Here is a 19,550-nt window from a genome sequence, read left to right as displayed (position 1 = left end):
TCATAGGTGAAGTGTAGGTTATCTGACAGATTTTTGATACACTTGTAGAAGAATGCTAGTTTTCAGAGAAGAAGGGATATAGTTGAAAAATACAGTAACACTGGGTTTGTTTTACACAATTGGGTTAATTCTATTGTCTTTTGGAATCTCCATGATGATCCTGGCTGACTTGGGTGCAGGACCCTGGGATGCTTTATATGTCGCGCTTGTTGATCAGATTGGACTGACGGTAGGGACATGGATCTTAATTACAGGATTTGCGCTGATGGCGGTGAATGGGGCACTTATGAGAAAGATGCCAGATTTCTATGCAGTTATTACCATTTTCATTATGGGATTTTTTATTGATTTTTGGCTGCTGTTTGTTTTTGCAGAGCTGCAGGCCGCAGAGGTTCTGACAAGAAGCCTCATGCTCGGAAGTGGAATTCTGATTATCGCTGCTGGTGTTTCTCTTTATCTGCAGGCCAATTTTGCTAAAAATCCAATTGATGGATTAATGGTGGCTGTTCATGTTCGCACGGGCTTAAGCTTATCTCATTCAAAAACGGTTCTCGAGGTAGCCGTTCTGGTTGTCGCATTGCTGATCGGGGGACCAATTGGTGTTGGGACCGTTATTGTGGCGTTCGGAATTGGACCGCTGATCGGACTTTTCTTTGTTCCTGCTCAGAAAATGAAGACACGCATGCTGCTTCAGCCGGCAGTGGAGCAGAAATAATCTCGAGCCGGGGTAACAAGCAACGTAATGAAAGGCCAATAAAAGAGGCGGAAGGTGAAGGGTTTGAAAAGAAAATCGAAGATAGAACAACCTGTCGTTTCCGGAGAAATGGAGAAAGGCCGTTTCAATGACATATTTTCTGAAGAGGATCTATATCTGACTGACGTGGTAATTGAAAATGAAGTCATTGGTCCCGAGACGTTGACTGGTATAGAGCTGACGCGCGTCGTCTTTAAACATGTCATATTTGAAGAAGTGGTTTTTCCCAAGGCTGACTGGACGGACGTAGCCTTTGAGCATTGTGATCTATCAAATATTAAAATGACAAATGCATCGCTGCACCGCGTTTCGTTTCAGGAATGCAAGCTGATTGGAATTGAGATTTCCGAATCCAACTTGCTGCATATATCGGTCGACCAGTGTATGGGGACGTTAAGCAACTTCGTTGAATCCCGTTTAAAACTCGTTTTGTTCCAGGAAACCTCACTGAATAATGCAAGCTTTTATGGAAATGAATTCCTGCAGGTAGACATGGATCGCTGTGAACTTCAGGAAGCGAGTTTTATTGAAATGCCAATGAAGGGGCTGGATATCAGCACATGCAGCTTCGAAAAAATCAATGTTTCGCAAGAGCAGCTGGCAGGATGCACAGTTGCGCCGCACCAGGCCATTGAATTCTCGAAGCTTATGGGACTGAACGTAAAAGAATAATAGCTTGAACACTTAAACGCTGCCATTTTCATGGACGAGCGTTTTTTGTTTTTCATGAATGAACCACCCGTGTGCTTGCAATCAGATCGTGAACTGCCCGCTTGTCTTCTCTGAATATAATAAAGAAAACGCTGACCACAATTGAGAGGCCAAAAGTGATGTAAGACAGCAGGAATATACCTACAACCTCTCTTAAAAACATATTCAGGAACGTCAGCTTTCCATTATCCATCCGTTTAATCTTAATACCGGCCAGCCGTTTTCCAATAACATACCCTGACCAAACAAGCGGTGTGATCGTGTGGTAAAGCTTATACAGGATATCCCCGGTCCAACTATTCATACTAGTAAACGTATATTCTCCAGTAATTAAGTAAATCACAATGAAAATGGGAATAAATACAATGATGCCATCTAACAGATTTGCAAAAAGCCGGGACCAGAAGCCGGCTGGATTTGTTTCGCGATGCATGATTTTTCGCTCCTTTCTTAAAAATTTAACAGTAGGGATTGTTGCCCATAGAAATCCCCGCCTTAAGTAATAAGCGTACTATACGAAATAGGTAAATTAAAGGTTAGTATGAATATACTTACATTTGCTTTTTGCTGAATAAATTTTATAAAAAATAGTAGTGGTACGTACCTCTTTGGGCATGGTAAGATAAGCAGGGAAGATTAAGTAGAAGAGGTGTCACCATGAGAAGTGGGTTCATTATAGGAATGTTTTATTTACTTGGATTATTGCTGCTGTCGTTTGGAATCAGCACCATGATCGTTGCAGATCTCGGAGTTGGCCCGTGGGATGCTTTATATGTTGGATTATCAGAGACAATCGGCTTTACGGTTGGAACATGGGTATTTATTTTAGGAATCATCTTAATCCTGCTGAACGGCTATCTGATGAAGCGGGTGCCGGACTTTCTGGCCATTATTACGATCTTTCTGATCGGAATCTTTATGGACTTTTGGCTGCTTGTCGCATTTGCAGGAATTGAGACACTGGCGATGCCGCTCCGTGCGTTTATGCTTGCAGCTGGAGTTGCGATCATCGGTCTTGGCATTGCGTGTTATTTGCAGGCTGATTTTGCACGAAACCCAATTGACTCGCTGATGATGGCGATTCAGCACAGAACGGGGAAAAGTCTGGCTGTGTCAAAAACCATGATGGAGGTAAGTGTACTCGTACTGGCATTTTTGTTTGGCGGCCCTATTGGACTGGGTACACTACTGGTCGCTTTTTCAATGGGAGCTCTCATTCAGCTCTTTATTAAACCTGTTACGGGAATCCGCAAGCGTCTGACAAACGAACAGGAAGTCGTTTTCAATTAACAGCAGCCTCACAGTTCTAATGAACTGTGAGGTTTTTTGTGATGGTTTTTTATTCCCTTCATACAGTGATAAGAGCACTCATGTGAAGGAGGAAATGGTATGACCTTATGGATTGATGTATCCGTAACAAAACGCGAGCTGACCCTTTATGATGCCAGTGAAGTAATCAAGCGGTACCCGATTGCCGTTGGGAAAATGCTTACACCTACACCAACCGGCAACTATATGATCGTCAATAAAGAAGAAAATCCTGGAGGCCCATACGGTGATATGTGGATGGGGTTATCCAAGCCTCACTACGGCATCCATGGAACAGACAACCCTGCTTCCATAGGAACCGAAGCATCCTTAGGCTGCATCCGCATGTACAACGAAGACGCAGTTGAACTCGCTTATTCAGTCCCGCTCGGAACCAATGTGTATATTCATAAATAGTCTTTTGGGATGGTGGTGAGGTAAAGCATTAAAGGGGCCTGGCCCCTTTAATGCTTTACCTCACCATAATACTCATTTAACCAAAATCCTATTTATAGTCCGAATTACTATTAATAATTCCATTTTTTAACCGATAGGAGGGATGTAGGTATGGGTTGGAGGTGGCTGGATGAAGCTACAGAGAAAGACCTGGTGGATTGTTAGTGTAAGTATACTTGTTTATTTTATTATGTTGTTTTTGGTTATTCATCCTCGGCCATTGTATATGGTGCCCGGTCTGCTGGTCTTAGTATTGGTTCTTTCCTATCTTTTCAATAAGCTGATTGTCTCAAGGGTAGAGAATTTATCCAAACAGCTGAAGAGGATTCTGACATCAAAGGAGCTATCATCACGGCTAACCTGGTCGGGTCATAACCAGGATGAGATTCATCAGCTTGGGAGCTCGATAAACGAAATGCTGGATTCGATAGAGGAAGCGCAAAAGGAAGTAAACCAATTAGAGCGCTGTGATCCCCTTACTGGATTGCTGAATCGGTATGGGCTGCAGGAAGAATTCCATAACCGTCATTTGAATCAGCTCGGAAATATTTCGTTTTTATTTTTGGATCTGGATGGATTTAAGCGGATTAACGATTCACTCGGTCACCAAACCGGTGATGAACTGCTGAAGCAGATGACGAACCGAATGCTCGGAATGCTGCAGCATGATCAGGAACTTCTTGGACGGATGGGTGGAGATGAGTTCGTTATGATTGTTCCTGATATGAGCAAGGAAGAGCTGGTGCATCGCACGCATGAAATGATGAGGTCGCTTAAAAGTGAATATTCACTTGAGCAGGTAAAAACCTATATCACAACCAGTGTGGGGATCAGCCGCTTTCCGGAAGATGGTAATTCTTTTGAGGAGGTTTTTCAATACGCTGATATCGCCATGTATGAGGCGAAGCGAAAAGGGAAGAACCAGATTGTCTTTTACGAAGAGTTGGCACGGGATTTAGACTATAAACATGTACTTGATTTAGAGAATGATCTTAAGTTTTCACTTGATCAAGGAGAGCTATATCTGGATTACCAGCCGATCTATTCTTCAGGAGATCACCTTTTAGTGGGAGTGGAAGCACTGCTGCGATGGAATCATCCGCAAAAAGGGTTGATTCCGCCAAACCGGTTTATTCCCATCGCTGAAAATGGCGGGTTCATCTGTGATATCGGGGAATGGGTTCTAGAGCAAAGCATCAGGCAGGCAGCAAGGTGGAGAGATGCCGGTCTTGGAGAGATCGGCATCGCCATAAATGTATCAAAGCAGCAAATGAAGCAAAAGGATCGCTTTATTATGAAAATGGATAAATGGCTCAAGCAGTATAATGTCGCGCCGTCTGAGCTCCAGATCGAAATTACGGAAAGCGACATCTTTTATTATGACAATGAGATAAGGGAGTTTGCTCAGATTCTTAGAAACAAAGGAGTTCGGGTTGCGCTGGATGATTTTGGAGTAGGAACGTCCTCACTTTTTAATTTAAAGCAGCTTCCGGTAAATGTCGTGAAAATTGACCGGTCGTTTATCCGCTGTGTTCCGCAAGAATCCTTTGATACCACCCTGCTTGCAGGAATCTACCATGTGCTGGATGATCTTGGATTTGAAGTGGTGACTGAAGGAGTGGAGTCGGCCGATCAGATGGAATTTGTTTCAAACAGCAGCTCTTCAATGATTCAGGGATATTATTTCAGTCGGCCCGTATCGCCCCATCAGATTGCGCTTCTGATCCAGCAGCAGCTTGTACGGCAGGAGGCAGCTGCAGGTAAGAAAGTGTAAAAAAGGACAAAATAAAAAAATCCGGACGGACTCGAATTCTTTACTGATTTCGATGATCCGCTCGGATTTTCTTTTGCCTTGATCTTAATTGCTGTTTGCTATACCCAGTGCCTCTTCAAATTCCTCTTCAGTAGACACATTCAACCAGGAGTAAGCGCTATCGCCTTCAGGATCCTCTGCAGTGGGATCCGCTCCGTATTCATAAAGCAAAGCTGCCAGGTCATTGTTCTCATTGGCAACTGCAATGACGATCGGGTAACTGAAATCATCTGCTGCGTTAGGATCAGCACCTTCTTTAAGCAATAATTGAGCTGCCTCGTTTTGAGAGGCATACACTGCATTCATCAAAGCCGTTGAACCCCCGGGATCTGTCGCTTCAAGATCTTCTCCAGCTGCGATCAAATCCTCCATGGTTTCAAGATCTCCGGAGGAAGCAGCTTCGATTAATGGAGTAAGATCTCCGGATTCCTCCCACGCCGTTTCTTCCCAGTCACTTTCAGGAAGCAAGGAAGCAAAAACAGTAGTACCCACTGTGATGGCAAGAAGAACGGAAATATATGCGCCAAACAATCCTCCGAAAAGAAGGCCGGCCCCAACCGCGATTTTTCCGTAGTTTGGGCGGTAAAAAGGAGTAGATTCGTCATTCATAAAGGTACCAACGGATTGAATGCGTTTTGGCAAAATAGGGTGGGTGGATAAGATTTCGCTCATCCACACGGCTCCGTTGGATTCAGAGCGAATCTGTTCAAGATAGGCTTCTTCATTCACTTCACGCGCCATCAGTTTTCCTGCGCCTAAGATCGTCAGCGCACGTTTTGCTGCAGCACCGTCACCTGTCATATAGGCAGCTTCCCGGTCGCACGTATACTCGCACGAACGGCTGTAGGCCTGAGACAGAAACGGAAGAAGCTGGGCAGGCATAAGTAAAATGTTTTTCCACACATGACGCCTCTTAATATGAGAAAGCTCGTGGGCAATGATAAAGTCTAACTCTGCTGCACCTTGCTGTCTTGCAAGCTCAAAAACCTCAGAATAGAGCACCACCATGTTACGGCCGAAAAAGCGGGTGGCAAAAGCGTTTAAGGCGCCTTCTGATTGAATCACAAATACATCAGGCGTTTTCTTTAACCCCATTTTGGAGGACAGCTCCTCTACGCGCTCGTATACATCTCCGAACTGCTGATGGCTGATGCGGATTCCATTTCCGCGAATGGACCCGAGCATCATGGCATTCATGAATAGAACTACAGCTAATACCGCAAGAGCAATTCCAATCCCTACAATCGAAATAATAGCAAGAAGATAAATGATTGCGCTGTACACTGCCCCAATTACAAAATAAATCGTTTCTCTTTCTGACTTTACTGGCCCCGCCGTCATATTCCAAATACCTCTTTTCATGGTTTAATTTTACAACCCTATTTTACTTTAAGGCAGAAGGGGTGCGGGGTCAATAGAGTACGAGACAAAAAAATCCTCCACCATGCCGGTGAAGGATTGGGATGGTGAGTTTCGTTCTTTTGTTCTGTTTGTTTTAGAATCAAGCGAAGAGGTTTTCACTATATCTTCTGCCTGTACTGACCGCCTATTTCGATTAGTTAATTAAAAAGGAAAGCGAATTAAACAAATGTTTGATTGAAAGAAAATTTACTAGATTTCTCTTCTCATTGCCTTCAGCACATCAATCTCTGTAGCGCGTTTTGCCGGACGCAGACCCGAAAGAATGGTAACTAGCAAACAAATTACGACCGCTATCACAATTAGCAGAGGAGGGATGGATGAAAATTGCAGACCTGCAGGCATTTCTTCGTTAAACGCTGCTTCGAGGATCAGAGGAAGCCCAAAGTTCACCAGAATACTAATTACATAGGCGGCAGCAATGCCAATCGCCGCACCAATCAGACCGATGTAGCTGCTTTCGAGCAGAAAAATCCGCTTAATCACTTTAGGACTTGCTCCAATGGCTTTCATGATCCCGATATCCGGCGCCCGTTCTGTAACTGCCATCGTCATCGTATTATAAATGCCGATGGAGGCAATTAAAATGGCGATGGTTCCAATGAAAATCAATCCTGCTTTTGCAATGGTGAACAAGGTGTTCATTTGTTCCATTTCATTTACAATTGAGTAAGACATATACTGTTGATCTTCAAGTTGTTCGCTTACGTTTTTTACACTTTCAAGATCGCTTGCAATAACGGTAACCTGGTCGTAAGGGACTTCTTCAGCTGAAACGTCTTCAAAAGTGGAAGGATCCATTAATGCTGCGCCAGGGGTTCCGGTGAAGGCCTCCAATTCGCCAAGCAAATCGTCGGTTATGTAGACATATTGGTCCCATTCCCACTCGCGGCCAGGTGCCTTCATGACACCCACAATCTTGACATCAAATTCTTGTGTGGTTTCTTGATCACCATCTGTTTTGGCAATCTCCATCGTAAAGGTTTGCCCGATTACATCCCCATCAAATTGCAGCTCTTCTTTGATGAGTCCTTCTTCATTGTAGAATTCATCAGGATTTCCTTCTGCAGGAGTTAAGGAAGGAATAAAATGATGCCCGACCACCACCTCATTGGGCGCTTCTGGCAACCTGCCTTCCGCAAGCTCAACGCCTGAGGCAATCTCAGATGGAAAATGTGCAGCAACAGTCGGAGCATTGGCTTCAAATCCATCAATAGAATAAACCGCATCCTGCTGGACAAATTTCTGACGCGTAACCGCACGTACGCCTTCTAATTCTTCAAACTTAGCAATATCCTGGTCTGTGATTCCCTGACCTTCTTCGCTTCCCACTACCTCAATCTCGTTAATCGTTCTGTTTTCAAGCATATCGCTTACGATAGAATCATGCAGACCAAAGGCAACCGAGGCAAGGACAATTAAAAAGGCACAGCCCATTGCGGTGGCCAGGACGGTCATGAACACCCGAATTTTATTTTTTTTCATATTTTGAAGAATGAATCGAAATTGGTCTTTGATCTTCATGAAAACACCCCGCTTTCTACCATTTTTCCGTCTGCAAGTGTAATGGTCCGATGGCCGATCCCGGCTACTTCATCGTCGTGCGTGATGATCAGGAAGGTAATGCCCATTTCCTTGTTCAGCTCCTGAATAAAGCGAAGCAGATCTTCCTCTGTTTCACTGTCAAGGCTTCCTGTCGGCTCATCTGCTAAAATAAGCGGTGGCTCGAGAACGAGTGCGCGGGCGATGGAGACGCGCTGCTGCTGACCTCCGGACAATTCACTCGGGTAGTGTCCTGAAAAGTTCTCAAGGCCGACTTTTTTCAGCATCTCAATTGTCATTTTTTTTCTCGCCTGTTCACTAATGCCTTTTAAAATAAGAGGGAGTTCAATATTTTGAAATGCTGTCATACTGGGGATCAACTGAAAGTTTTGAAAGATAAAGCCCATATGCTGCAATCGAAACGCGGCAAACTCACTTTCATCAAACTCACTCACTTTTTGATCCTGAATAATAATTTCACCCTGAGTGGGACGGATAAAGCCGCTGATTAAGTTTAAAAGAGTGGATTTACCTGATCCGCTCCGGCCAACAATAGTTACTATTTCACCTGCACGTACATGAAAGGAGATATTCTCTAACACGGACAGTGAGGTTAGATCTCCTTTTTTTCCTAAAGTAAAGTGGTGGGAAAGCTGGTTAATATCAATCATTTAGTACCCTCCTTAAGGCATAATTCCATTTTTGGTGCTGATTTTGGCAAAATGAAAGAAGGGACTCATGCTCGAGTTCCCTTCTTTACTTGTTATGGCAAAGGAAGAGCGTCCTTTATAAAGTCCGGTGCATTTTCTTCAGTAAAGCTCAGTGTGGTATAGCTGCCGTTCTGCGGAACAATTACGGTGTAATCTGTTCCGGCTCCTTCCGTAACGGCAGTATAAATCGCCTGAATTTCTTCGTTATCCGTTGCGATATATTTTGGATCGGGCAGCTGGTTGATGTCCCCATTGTTATATAAGATCTCATCGTATTCCATACTCCAGTCGCCGGTCCATTCCGGTACAACAATCACACTGTCCAGCTCTTCAGGTGCGAGCATTCCTTCTGTGTAATTATTCTCCTTCAGCCATTCGATCGTATTTGTATAATCCATGTAGAGAGAGACATTTGCATGGGATTGGTATTGGTCGTCCAATCCATTAAAGTAAATGTCTCCAAAATAGTTATCGTTTGTTGAAAATTGCCAGCGGCTCGGCGTTTCCCGCACGTCTTTCTCTATGGCATCCATCAGTTCCTGGATTTGAGTCATATCTGTAATTCGAATTTCTTCACGCGAATATTGGAGAGTAAGGCTTAAATAGGTAATTTCATTATTCTTTTGCATTCTGAAAATGGGTTCATTCATCAGCTTGTATTCCTCGTTTCGCCGCAACTCTTCAGTAAGGTCAGCGACAAGTTCATACGGAACCCGGTATTCTCTTGATAATGTCCCGCCGTTTTTCAACTTATAATCAATGGAAATGGAATCGATATTGTAGGTATTTGAAACAGCCACTTCCGTGAGGGTTTCATGGATCGCAATCACCTGTTCAATACTTTCCGGACTCTCCATATACCTGACTTCAGAATCCTGATAAATATTGTTAATACTGACACTTTGCACTTCACTCGCTTCAGGTACAGCATTTTCATAAAACCCTGCAGAAAAGTTCACGGGGATGATGAGAAGAGCAACAAACACCCCATAGATCACAAACCCTTTCCAAGGCCACACAAGACGCAGTGTTTTCTGTAGGATCATTTGAAGAATGGTATACCCGATAAATGCTCCAAGAAAATAACCGACTACCGCCCAGGCAAAGTTGCCCTGCTGAATTTCACTAAAGAAAAAGCCTGCCACGAGCATAGCGAAAAAGGTCAGGACATAGAGAAATAAGTAACGGAAGAAAGGGAAGACGATGGTCTGATCCGTTGCTTCTGACGGCCTTTTTGTGTATGCGATATAAGACACAGCTGTAAACAGGGCTGCAATTAGTGTATAGATGGCATACTCCGTTAAGCTGAAAGGATCGTCCAGCAGCATCGCCAGCCGGACAAAAAACATTCCGTTTGTCATAATATTTTCAGCATAATTAGTTAGCGCAAGACCCTTTACATAATATTGAAGATTATAGAGAACAAGCACAATCAGACCGGCCGGAACAAAAATCATCAAGTACGTAAGACCTGCATGAAGAAGGCCATTACCCACAAACATTCCAATCATGATGGTAAAAATAAATAATAAAAGCACGATAAGAAAAGACAGTCCCATCCAACCGAGAATATCAACAAAATCGTAGAATTGATCATTCAAGAACGGAAGGAGGATGGCAAGCAGAGCTCCCGTTATGAGGAGGGGAGCAAGCAAGGCGGCCGTTCCCGCGAGATAGGTATTCGTTAAAATCGTCTGCCGGGTAAAAGGCAAACCGTGCATAAAATCAGTTGCTGCTTTTTTGGTGGTGAAATTGACAAGAATGATCCCCAGTAAAATAGGGAAGATCGCATACACAATCAATTGAAAGGCAAATGAAAACTCAAACACCGGATTAAACCGATCATTGTAAAAGGAAAAAGAATCTGTGAACTGTCCGCTTGCCACTCTCGTTAAATGATCGATCAGGATGCTGAGCGGAAGCATAATAATAAGAGCCAATGTGAAAAATACGGCTATCCAGGTGATGGATCGTGCCTGCTGCTGAAACAGTCCTTTATTCCACAATAAGATTCCGGATTTCATAGCCGACACCTCCCAGTTCATAAATAAATATCTCTTCTAACGTCAGCGGCAGCAAATCAAAAATGGCCGGCTGATACGTTTCTACATATGCAGTAATCTCATCCACATTTCCTTTTACGATGCATAAGACTACGCTGCCCCGTTTTTCATAATGAAGCACATCCATTCCATCCAAAAAGGTTTTGTCGGGAACCTTTTTAAAAGCGATTTGAAGCTTGTGAATATCCGTTTTCAGTTCATCCATATCCCGTTCAAATAACAGAGTGCCTTTGTGCATGATGCCGACATAATCACAAAAGTCCTCCATTTCTCGAAGGTTATGGGACGATACCAGGAGGGTGAGGGACCGGTCAGCGACATCCTGCAAGATGAGGTTCTTCATTTGCTGACGCACCACAGGGTCAAGACCATCAAACGGTTCATCAAGGATTAAAACATCAGGCATAGCAGAAAGTGTAAGAATAAACGACGCCTGGCGCTGCATTCCTTTTGACATGCGGGAAAGCTTTTTATCCGGATCCATTCGTAAATGGGAGGTCAGCTGCTTGAACCGCTTTGCATTCCAATTGGCATAAACCTCTTCGTAAAAAGAAGCCATTTGATTTAAAGACGTCTGATGAAGAAAATAGGGCTGATCAGAGATAAACAGAACCCGCTGTTTACTCTCAGGGACTTCATAGACAGGCTGATCAGAAACCGTGATGCTCCCGTGATCCTGTTTATAAATTCCTGCAATCATTTTCAGCAGGGTGGTTTTACCTGCCCCATTGGATCCGAGGAGGCCGTAGATTGAGCCTTTCCGAACGTGAAGGGAGAGATCGTGAACGGCTTGCAGATCTTCAAACTTTTTATTCACAGCAACCGCTTTAATCATTTTTATCCTCCCTTTCTGCCACTTTGACTTTTTCAATCAGTTGAATCAGCTCATCCTTTGATCCGCCAAGGAACAAAATTTCACTCACAATTTTCTCTAAATCCTGCTTCAGCATCTCCAATCGCTCCTTATTAGCATCAATCTGAAATGGTGCTACGAAACTTCCTTTGCCTGGTATGGAATAAATAAATCCTTCCCGCTCAAGCTCGCGGTACGCTTTTTGAATAGTATTGGGATTAATGGTCAGCTCCTGTGCGAGACTTCGAACGGAAGGAAGCTGTTCATCCACCTGCATGACATCACGCATCATCAGCTTCTTCAGCTGATCCATCAGCTGCTCGTATATAGGGACCCGGCTACGCGTATCTAACGTAAACATCCGCACCCTCCTCATCTAAAATGTACTATCTGTATTAGTTATTGTAATACGGTTAATACGGTTGGTCAATAGGCAGAAATGAAAATGTTTTACAATTTTTTTCGACAAATAATAGGGAAAGGGCTGGAAAACTTTTGAACTGTACGTTCCTCCTACTATATTCCTGTTCATCCATTTCATTTTAGATTTTAATTGAAAATGAATCTCATTATTATTTATAATAAACTCAACCAAAAAAAGGGAGGCCGATTAATGTTTATCCAAATGAAAACGATACAGGTTGAAGAAGGATATGCGGATCAAATGACAGAACGTTTTGCGGGTGAGGGAATTATTGAGCAACAGCCCGGTTTTATTGATTTAAGTGTTTTAAAGAAAAAGCAGCGGCGCGGTAAAGAAGAAGTACGCGTCATGATCCGCTGGGAAACCGAGCAGGGTTGGAAAGCGTGGGAAACAAGTGAGGTTCATCTTGCCGGACACCGGGAACGAAGAGGGAAACCGGGTCCTTCCTTCATTCTTGGAAGCAGCCAGGATTACTATGAAGTGCTCGGAGGAAAACAGGCGTTTCATGAGAGATAAAGCTTTGATCTCAAGAGATGACGAGGTACATAATGAGCAACGTTATGCACGTAGAGAGATTGGCAGGGAGTGGCTTGGAAGCAGTTGCTCTGGTTGAATGTGAAAAAGGACTTTAAAGAGGAGAATGAACAAGACGGGGGATCCCGTTTTTTCTTCCTTCTTGATTGAGAATGATTTTCAATTAGTAGTCTTTTTGGCCCTTGAAAGGATGAGATGATGAATAGAAAGTACAGGGAAGTTGCAGAAAAAGCATCGTTTAAGGCGTTTTTGAACAGCTATATACAGGAAGTGAAGGGTGAAAAATTTTGGCACAGAAAAGACTGGGAAGCCTGTCATGGAGCTGCCGTATCGTTTCCATCAGAAGAACTGCTGGAGGTCAAGCTGCCTAAGCACCGGTCCTGTCTGCTCGTGGAAATTCTTTACCATTCCAAAGTGGGGACGCATGAGTTTGGCGGGTTAAAGCTTTATTACAATAAGAACTGCATGGAAGCTGAAGCACTAGAGGTCATAATGCTTCTCTGTCAGGAGATGCACGTGCTTGCTGGGCATTGCTCTCATTATGATGAGCTTCTATACCGGCTGCTCGACAGCTGTCAGACGATGGCGAAGATGGTTGAGCACTCTTTAACCCGCAGCCCGCGGCCACATCCCAGCCAGACTTCATTTATTCAAGCAGAACAGTCTCTGACGTTTGGGCACTGGATGCACCCCACCCCTAAAAGCAGACAGGGAATGACGGTTTGGCAGCAGGAAAAATATTCACCGGAATTATCGGGTGTTTTTCATCTGGATTACTTTGCCGTTAACCGGGAGCTGATCAGGGAAGGGACGGCGGGTGAAAAGCCGGCCTCACAGTATGTGATTGAAATGGAAGAGGAGATCGGAGTGCTTGAGAATGAACGGCTGGTGCCGATGCATCCGCTCCAAACCCAATGGCTTCTTCAGCAGGAATGGGTAGCGGAGGCGATGAACGAAGGGTTAATGAGAGTGGCGGGGAAAAGCCGTGATACCTATTCAGCCACTTCTTCTCTGCGAACAGTTTTTCAGGAAGATAGCGAGTGGATGCTGAAATTCTCCATTCCAGTAAAAGTGACAAATTCACTGCGGGTGAATAAGCTTTCAGAGCTTGAAGCAGGTGTGATCATGGCTTCTATTTTTAAAAAGAAACGAATGGCACAGCGCTTTGACAATTTCTCTATTATTCACGATCCTGCTTATTTAACTGTTCAGCATAAAGAGAAAAAAGAGTCAGGTTTTGAAGTGATTCTCCGAAAAAATCCATTTAGCGGGCGTCGTGGTGTCTTGCCTGTCGCAGCGCTTGTGCAAGAAGCGCTTCCGGGTGAGCGTTCAGCCATTTTTCAGCTGGTACATGCGTGTAAAAAGAAAGACCAGTCCATTGAAGAAGCATCCTTGGAGTGGTTTAAAAGCTATTGGAATACGATGATGATCCCACTTATTACACTTTATGAAGAGGAGGGAATTGCGCTCGAGGCTCACCAGCAAAACTGCGTGGTGGATGTTTCATCCGGTTTTCCTGTGCACGGTTATTACCGTGATAATCAGGGCTATTATCTGGCTTCTTCTTACAAGGAGTATTTGCTCCAATTAGAGCCTGGCATTGAAGCGAGCGAAGAATTATTTTACAGCGAAACAGTTATCAAGGACCGCTTTACCTATTACCTATTCCTGAATAATCTATCTTCTGTAATCCACAGATTGGGCGCGGATGGACTAATCCAGGAAAAACAACTCATCCGCTTTGTGAAGCAGGAACTGTCTAAGCTTGAGCAGCGGTTCAATGGGGCAGGAAAGCGCTGGATTCAACATATGTTAACAACGCCATCTCTAGCCTGCAAAGCCAATTTACTGACACGTCTTCAGGATGTGGATGAACTTGAAGCAGCGAATGAAAAAGCCGTTTATATTTCCATCAGGAATCCATTCAGAGAGGAGGCAGCATATGAAAAGATGCAAAACGGATCTTCGGGTCTGCAGACAGCTCATCGAAGCGCTGTTGTTTGAAAATCTTCTTTCCTGCACAGAAAAAGAGGCGGGCGGTGGAATCCTCCATTTTCACATACCGCTTAAGGACGCAGTACTTCACTGTTCCGGGAAAAGGGGGGCATTCGGACGCATTCGGATTGAAGGGGATAGCATGCGGCTTGAAAAAGGAACGAACAGCGAAGCCATTACGCTCGACACATTGTTGAATTCAGCAGATTTTCCGTCCTCTTTTTCACTCGAGCTGAAGCAAACAAAAAAGCTGACCCAATGGAATGAGCAGCATCTTACGCAGCCAGAAAAAAGAAGCAGCCTTTCATATGAAGAGCTGGAGTCCGCCATTTGGGAAGGGCATCCCTATCACCCTTGCTTTAAATCAAGAACAGGATTTTCTCTCGAAGACCACGAGCACTACGGGCCTGAAGCCGGAAACCAGTTTGCATTAGTCTGGCTGGCTTGTCCCAAAAAAGAAGTGCGCAGATCCTTTTCCAATGAGGAGCTGTTTTGGAAAAAAGAGATAGGGCAGGTGTATGACGAGCTTATGGAGCGTTTGGTTAAAAAGGGAGGCCAAAGAAGTCAGTACTCGCTTATACCGGTTCATCCATGGCAATGGAAAGCAGTGTGTGACAAGGTAAAAGGGGCGATTTTTCTGGGAGAAGCGGCTGAATCATACAGAGCTACACAGTCCATTCGCACGCTTTGGAATACAGAGCGAAGCGAGAAAGCGCATATTAAGCTCCCGATGAATCTGACTCATACGTCATCCATCCGAACAATAGCACCACCGGCAGCCGCTGCGGCACCGGCTATTTCAGAGTGGCTGAGTTCCATTGTAAAAGCCGATCCCCTTCTCTCGATAACGACAGTGTTAGAGGAATATGCGAGTGCGTGCTGGGAGCCTGCTGAATGTGACGTCCACCCTGGTGAAATCGGCGTGATCTTCCGTGAAAGTCCGCGTTCTGTCCTGGCAGCGGGAGAGGAAGCCGTGCCGCTTAACGCCTGCAGCTTAACAGAAGGAAACGGGAAGTTATTTATTGAAAACTGGCTGAAGCAATACGGCGTGGAAAAATGGCTGAAACAATTGATTCAGATTGTTATCATCCCTATTTGGCACTTTCTAGTTCGCCATGGCATTGCCCTTGAGGCACACGCTCAAAACGTTGTGCTGATCGTAAAAGATGGCTGGCCTGCTGGAATGGCGGTTCGTGACTTTCATGACAGCATTGAGTATGTGGAATCTTTTTTAACTGAGCCCGAAAAGGCACCCCGTTTTTGGGCTATTCATCCAGATTTTAAAAAAGGAAAGCCTGACGAGTTTTATTGGATGTCTTCAGTTGAAGGACTGCGTGAATTAGTGATAGATACCTTATTTGTTTTTCATTTTACGGAGCTATCAAACGCATTGGAGCAAAAAGGAATTTTAGGTGAATCTTTATTTTGGTCATGGGTGGAGGACGCTCTTGCAGAATATGAACAGGAGCACCCTGAACTTGAAAGCAGAATAAAAGAAATTGACTATCGAAAAAAATGGATACAGGCGGAGGCTTTGCTTTCACAAAAAATAGCACCGTCCAAGCCCATTTATCATACAGTAGTAAATGTATTTGCAGATGAAAGATAAGGAGTGATCGAGATGTTTTACATAGATAAAGAGTATATTTCAATTGAAAAGGCGGAAGCGGCAGAGCGCTGGTTTTCAGCGCTCACATGGCTGAAGGAAGCCCATACACTGCGTGTCGCTGTATGTACCGAAAAGATAGAGGACTGGCTTTTATTCTGCCTGTTTATGAAAAAGAGAGGCGGATCGGTTGTGCCCCTTCACCCTTCCATGACAGAAGAAGGAGCGAGGGCCGCTGCCAAAAAAACAAATAGTCATATTCTTGTCTATAAATCGTTTATTGCTCCCATTGTTTCAGAGCGGCTGGACCGGGAGAAAGAAGGCGTACTCGTTCAAATGAGCTCCGGGACGACTGGGGAACCAAAGGTAATCGAACGGACCTGGCATTCAATTGAGGAGGAGCTGGAACAGTATGCGGCGATTTTCCCGCTTTCCCGTTCAACACCTTCCATCGTTGCCTGCCCGACGACCCATTCATATGGCTTAATCTGCGGTTTTTTTGCCACTCTAAAGCGACAGGCGATACCTGTTGTGATCACAAATCATCACCCCAAAGCGATCCTGTCTGCAGTGAAAAAATGGGATAAGGCGCTCATATACGCTGCACCAGCGCTTATTTACCCACTGGCGCAGCTATCAAAAGAAAAGCTGTTCGCCGTGATGATCTCGGGAAATCTGATGCCTGCAAAATGGTTTAACCACGTGAAGAAAGCCGTGACACATCTTTTGCAGCAATATGGCTGCTCTGAAGCGGGCTGTGTGGCGCTGCATCCATCACCGGAAAGACCCGACGCAATGGGGTTCGCCCTGCCGCATGTAAAAATAGAAGCAGGTACGGAAAATAGTCCAAGTGAGATTATTATTCATAAAAACGGCCAAACGATTTACACAAAGGATCTCGGGGTCCTTACGCAGGCAGGGGAATTAAGGTATGCCGCGAGGATGGATGACATGATTAATGTGGCAGGAATGAAGGTTTATCCTAAGGAAGTCGAAGAGATTCTGCTAGAGAATACGTCAGTACAGGAAGCAGTTGTATATAAAAAAGAAGATAAATGGACGGGAGAAAGGGTATGTGTTCAGCTGGTCGGTTCAAAGGAGCAGGAGGAGGAACTGAAGCGCTATTGCAAAACCAGGCTCGTTCCCTACCAGATTCCTGTAGAGTGGCATTTTGTCTCATCCATCGCTGCCATGCCTAACGGAAAAGTCAGCCGAAAACGATTAGGGGAGATGACGGGATGACACGAAACGAACTAAAAGAAAAGCTGTTTCATTTGCTGAAGGATGACCTTGAAGCGCCGGGCCTGCACCGGTTTAGTGAAGAAGCGAAGTTAAATGAGGACCTGTGTCTGGACTCTGTCATGCTGCTGCAGCTGATTGTGCAAATCGAGCTTGAATTGGGAGTCGAGATCCCTGATGAGCTTCTGATTCCAAAGGATTTTCAAACCGTGAGCACGCTGCTTGATTTTATTGAGAATCTACAGGCGGAGGTGAAGGAATCATGATAAAGGTACATTGCTTTGTCAGCTGTGTATGCGAGGTCATTAAAATACATCACCAAGCCGACCACCGCCCATACTATTTCGGTGTGTGGGATGCCGATTTTGATCTTTCTGAGAATTTCGTTTTATCCTATCACTCAGAAAAAATGGATCATACGTTTTTCAAGGACTGGTACAGCCTGCTGTATGGAATCTCCCTTACAAAATGGTTCAGGGAGGAAGAGACGAAAGAGCAAAATATTCAAACGCTCATTCAGCTTGTAGAAGAAAAAACACAGGACCGTCATATCATGGTGATGCTGGATTTATCGATGCTTCCTGAACGGGAAAATAAATTTCACCAAAGTCCTTTTCCCCATTATGTCATGGTTGAAGCAACAAAGCAGGCTGATAGGTGGAAGATGCTTGATCCGGATTTTCGATGGGAAGGCATACTGCCTAAGGAGAAAATTTTGGACGCGATTCGTGAACCCTCTGTAGCAGGCGGGTATTATTTTGATGCCGCTTCGATTAAAGTTCCGTCAAAAGAAACGGTTGAAGCCTACTTCCAAACCTGCATGAAGAAAACGGAAAATCCTTTGACAGATGCGATAGAAAAAATTGCAGCAGCCTATTCAAAGGGTGCAAAGAGAAATGAGCGGAAGCACCTGGCGGATGCTGTTAAACAGATTCCCGTGCTGGCCATTCGAAAATACGCCTACGAGCACGCCTTTGCGTATTTCTGGCAGCAGCTAGGACGGCCTGAAGAAACATTTGAAGCATGGTGCAACGAAATTGAAAAGCTGGTAAACGGCTTTACAGCGCTGCATTACCGGTTATTAAAATATGCGGTTACAGGTGAAGAAAAACATCTTGAACAAATCCAGGAGCAGCTTATCAAACAGCAGAAGCTGGAATTTTATATAAAAGAAGGACTGACCGACAGCTTTTCGGAGTGGCGTCACAAAATGGAGCGCGGCTCTATTTCGATAGGAGGAATGACTGGATGAAACTGTCTCTTTGTACGATTACCTATCGTCATCACCTACTATCCATGAACGACCTGGCGCTGTTTGCCAGTGCAAATGGCTTCTCGTCTATTGAATTATGGGGAATTCATGCAGAGAATCTATCCTCTCAACCAAACCTGAATGCAGAATGGCTGAAGAAGCATGGATTGACAGTATCGATGATTAGCGATTATCTTCCGCTCCATGCGCCTGTTGACGAGCTGCAACATAAAGTAATGCGTGTCCAGGAGCTGGCTGAACGCTGGCAGACCGGTCATATCCGCACCTTTGCCGGTCAAAAGGGAAGCGGTCATACAACTCCCGCTGAACGGTCCGGCATGGTAAAAAAAATCCGTCAGATCTGTCAATGGCTCGAGGGGGACCAAAAGCTGTTAATTGAAACACATCCCAATACACTCGCCGATACACTCGAGTCCACGATTTCACTGCTGCAGGAAGTGGGTCATCCAGCTTTAGCGATTAATTTTGATGTCCTTCATATATGGGAAGGGAAAAGTGATCCAGTTGAGGCCTTTTTAACATTGGAGCCAGCCATCAAGCATCTTCATCTGAAAAATATTGCTTCACGTGATCAGCTGAACGTATTTGAACCAGCCAATGTGTATGCTGCAGCAGGCGATCGAAACGGAATGGTCAGCTTATTTGAAGGGGCAGTAGATTACACCTGTTTTTTCAGAAAGCTCGCTTCTAAATTGGATTTGCTTCCGGGCAGCCTGGAGTGGTTTGGTCCAAACCCGGATCACGTACTAAAAAAAGACCGCAAAGCTATTCAGCAATTCTTGCATTATCAAAAAGCAGTTATACACATGTGAATAACTTTTCCGAACGATAGGATGTTCTGAACCATAAA

General features: G+C 44.5%; 19 protein-coding genes. 12 read left to right on the top strand and 7 right to left on the bottom strand.

Going from position 1 to position 19,550, the window contains the following annotated elements; genetic code table 11:
- Nucleotides 1-82 precede the first annotated feature (82 nt).
- Nucleotides 83-715, top strand: a complete 633-nt coding sequence (locus tag P6709_RS10445) for a YczE/YyaS/YitT family protein (RefSeq protein ID WP_278240865.1) — start codon at nucleotides 83-85, stop codon at nucleotides 713-715.
- Between the two features lie 54 nt (nucleotides 716-769).
- Nucleotides 770-1,426 (top strand): pentapeptide repeat-containing protein, encoded by a 657-nt coding sequence (locus P6709_RS10440; RefSeq protein ID WP_278240864.1) that lies wholly within the window; start codon nucleotides 770-772, stop codon nucleotides 1,424-1,426.
- Nucleotides 1,427-1,478: 52 nt separating this feature from the next.
- On the opposite strand, the gene P6709_RS10435 is transcribed toward P6709_RS10440, so the two are convergent.
- A complete protein-coding gene (locus P6709_RS10435; RefSeq protein WP_278240863.1) occupies nucleotides 1,479-1,898 on the bottom strand; it encodes an RDD family protein in 420 nt (139 codons plus the stop codon).
- A 224-nt stretch (nucleotides 1,899-2,122) separates the two neighbouring features.
- Here P6709_RS10435 and P6709_RS10430 point away from each other — a divergent pair, with 224 nt between their 5' ends.
- The 3 genes from P6709_RS10430 to P6709_RS10420 all read left to right on the top strand — a co-directional run bounded on the left by P6709_RS10430 (nucleotide 2,123) and on the right by P6709_RS10420 (nucleotide 5,003).
- Entirely contained in the window at nucleotides 2,123-2,755 is a 633-nt protein-coding gene (locus tag P6709_RS10430) for a YczE/YyaS/YitT family protein (RefSeq protein WP_278240862.1), read from the top strand.
- 99 nt (nucleotides 2,756-2,854) lie between these two features.
- Entirely contained in the window at nucleotides 2,855-3,190 is a 336-nt protein-coding gene (locus tag P6709_RS10425; RefSeq protein ID WP_278240861.1) for a L,D-transpeptidase, read from the top strand.
- Nucleotides 3,191-3,359: 169 nt separating this feature from the next.
- Nucleotides 3,360-5,003: a putative bifunctional diguanylate cyclase/phosphodiesterase gene (locus tag P6709_RS10420; RefSeq protein WP_278240860.1), complete on the top strand. Its 1,644-nt coding sequence runs from the start codon at nucleotides 3,360-3,362 to the stop codon at nucleotides 5,001-5,003.
- An 84-nt stretch (nucleotides 5,004-5,087) separates the two neighbouring features.
- Here the strand turns inward: P6709_RS10420 and P6709_RS10415 are convergent, their stop codons facing one another.
- From P6709_RS10415 to P6709_RS10390, 6 genes are all read right to left on the bottom strand, one after another.
- Complete coding sequence (locus P6709_RS10415; protein ID WP_278240859.1) at nucleotides 5,088-6,383, bottom strand: M48 family metallopeptidase; 1,296 nt, start codon at nucleotides 6,381-6,383, stop codon at nucleotides 5,088-5,090.
- A gap of 270 nt (nucleotides 6,384-6,653) precedes the next feature.
- Nucleotides 6,654-7,985: an ABC transporter permease gene (locus tag P6709_RS10410; protein ID WP_278240858.1), complete on the bottom strand. Its 1,332-nt coding sequence runs from the start codon at nucleotides 7,983-7,985 to the stop codon at nucleotides 6,654-6,656.
- Nucleotides 7,982-8,674, bottom strand: a complete 693-nt coding sequence (locus tag P6709_RS10405; RefSeq protein ID WP_278240857.1) for an ABC transporter ATP-binding protein — start codon at nucleotides 8,672-8,674, stop codon at nucleotides 7,982-7,984. The genes P6709_RS10410 and P6709_RS10405 overlap by 4 nt, the downstream gene beginning before the upstream one ends.
- Nucleotides 8,675-8,766: 92 nt before the next feature.
- Nucleotides 8,767-10,737 carry a DUF6449 domain-containing protein gene (locus P6709_RS10400; protein ID WP_278240856.1) on the bottom strand — a complete coding sequence of 657 codons (1,971 nt, stop codon included), beginning with the start codon at nucleotides 10,735-10,737 and terminating at the stop codon, nucleotides 8,767-8,769.
- On the bottom strand, nucleotides 10,709-11,611 hold the full coding sequence (locus P6709_RS10395; protein ID WP_278240855.1) for an ABC transporter ATP-binding protein: 903 nt from the start codon (nucleotides 11,609-11,611) through the stop codon (nucleotides 10,709-10,711). Before P6709_RS10395 ends, P6709_RS10400 begins: the two co-directional genes overlap by 29 nt.
- On the bottom strand, nucleotides 11,604-11,990 hold the full coding sequence (locus tag P6709_RS10390) for a GntR family transcriptional regulator (RefSeq protein ID WP_041055344.1): 387 nt from the start codon (nucleotides 11,988-11,990) through the stop codon (nucleotides 11,604-11,606). Before P6709_RS10390 ends, P6709_RS10395 begins: the two co-directional genes overlap by 8 nt.
- A gap of 252 nt (nucleotides 11,991-12,242) precedes the next feature.
- Here P6709_RS10390 and P6709_RS10385 point away from each other — a divergent pair, with 252 nt between their 5' ends.
- The 7 genes from P6709_RS10385 (at nucleotide 12,243) to P6709_RS10355 (ending at nucleotide 19,512) form a co-directional block, all read left to right on the top strand.
- Entirely contained in the window at nucleotides 12,243-12,569 is a 327-nt protein-coding gene (locus P6709_RS10385) for an antibiotic biosynthesis monooxygenase (RefSeq protein WP_278240854.1), read from the top strand.
- A gap of 216 nt (nucleotides 12,570-12,785) precedes the next feature.
- Nucleotides 12,786-14,591 (top strand): IucA/IucC family protein, encoded by a 1,806-nt coding sequence (locus P6709_RS10380; RefSeq protein WP_278240853.1) that lies wholly within the window; start codon nucleotides 12,786-12,788, stop codon nucleotides 14,589-14,591.
- Nucleotides 14,530-16,191: an IucA/IucC family protein gene (locus P6709_RS10375; protein ID WP_278240852.1), complete on the top strand. Its 1,662-nt coding sequence runs from the start codon at nucleotides 14,530-14,532 to the stop codon at nucleotides 16,189-16,191. Before P6709_RS10380 ends, P6709_RS10375 begins: the two co-directional genes overlap by 62 nt.
- A gap of 12 nt (nucleotides 16,192-16,203) precedes the next feature.
- Entirely contained in the window at nucleotides 16,204-17,430 is a 1,227-nt protein-coding gene (locus P6709_RS10370) for an AMP-binding protein (RefSeq protein ID WP_278240851.1), read from the top strand.
- Nucleotides 17,427-17,693, top strand: a complete 267-nt coding sequence (gene asbD, locus P6709_RS10365) for a petrobactin biosynthesis protein AsbD (RefSeq protein WP_278240850.1) — start codon at nucleotides 17,427-17,429, stop codon at nucleotides 17,691-17,693. The genes P6709_RS10370 and asbD overlap by 4 nt, the downstream gene beginning before the upstream one ends.
- Nucleotides 17,690-18,679, top strand: coding sequence for a DUF6005 family protein (locus P6709_RS10360; protein WP_278240849.1), 990 nt, complete (start codon nucleotides 17,690-17,692; stop codon nucleotides 18,677-18,679). The genes asbD and P6709_RS10360 overlap by 4 nt, the downstream gene beginning before the upstream one ends.
- The gene (locus P6709_RS10355) at nucleotides 18,676-19,512 is read left to right on the top strand and encodes a sugar phosphate isomerase/epimerase family protein (protein WP_278240848.1); all 837 of its coding nucleotides are present in this window, start codon (nucleotides 18,676-18,678) and stop codon (nucleotides 19,510-19,512) included. The genes P6709_RS10360 and P6709_RS10355 overlap by 4 nt, the downstream gene beginning before the upstream one ends.
- The last annotated feature ends 38 nt before the right edge of the window (nucleotides 19,513-19,550 follow it).

It is taken from the genome of Jeotgalibacillus sp. ET6, assembly GCF_029667115.1.
In the GTDB taxonomy this organism is placed as follows: Bacteria; Bacillota; Bacilli; order Bacillales; family Jeotgalibacillaceae; genus Jeotgalibacillus.
The sequence above is the reverse complement of the archived record's forward strand: the minus strand, read 5'-3'. Positions and strand labels throughout refer to the sequence as shown.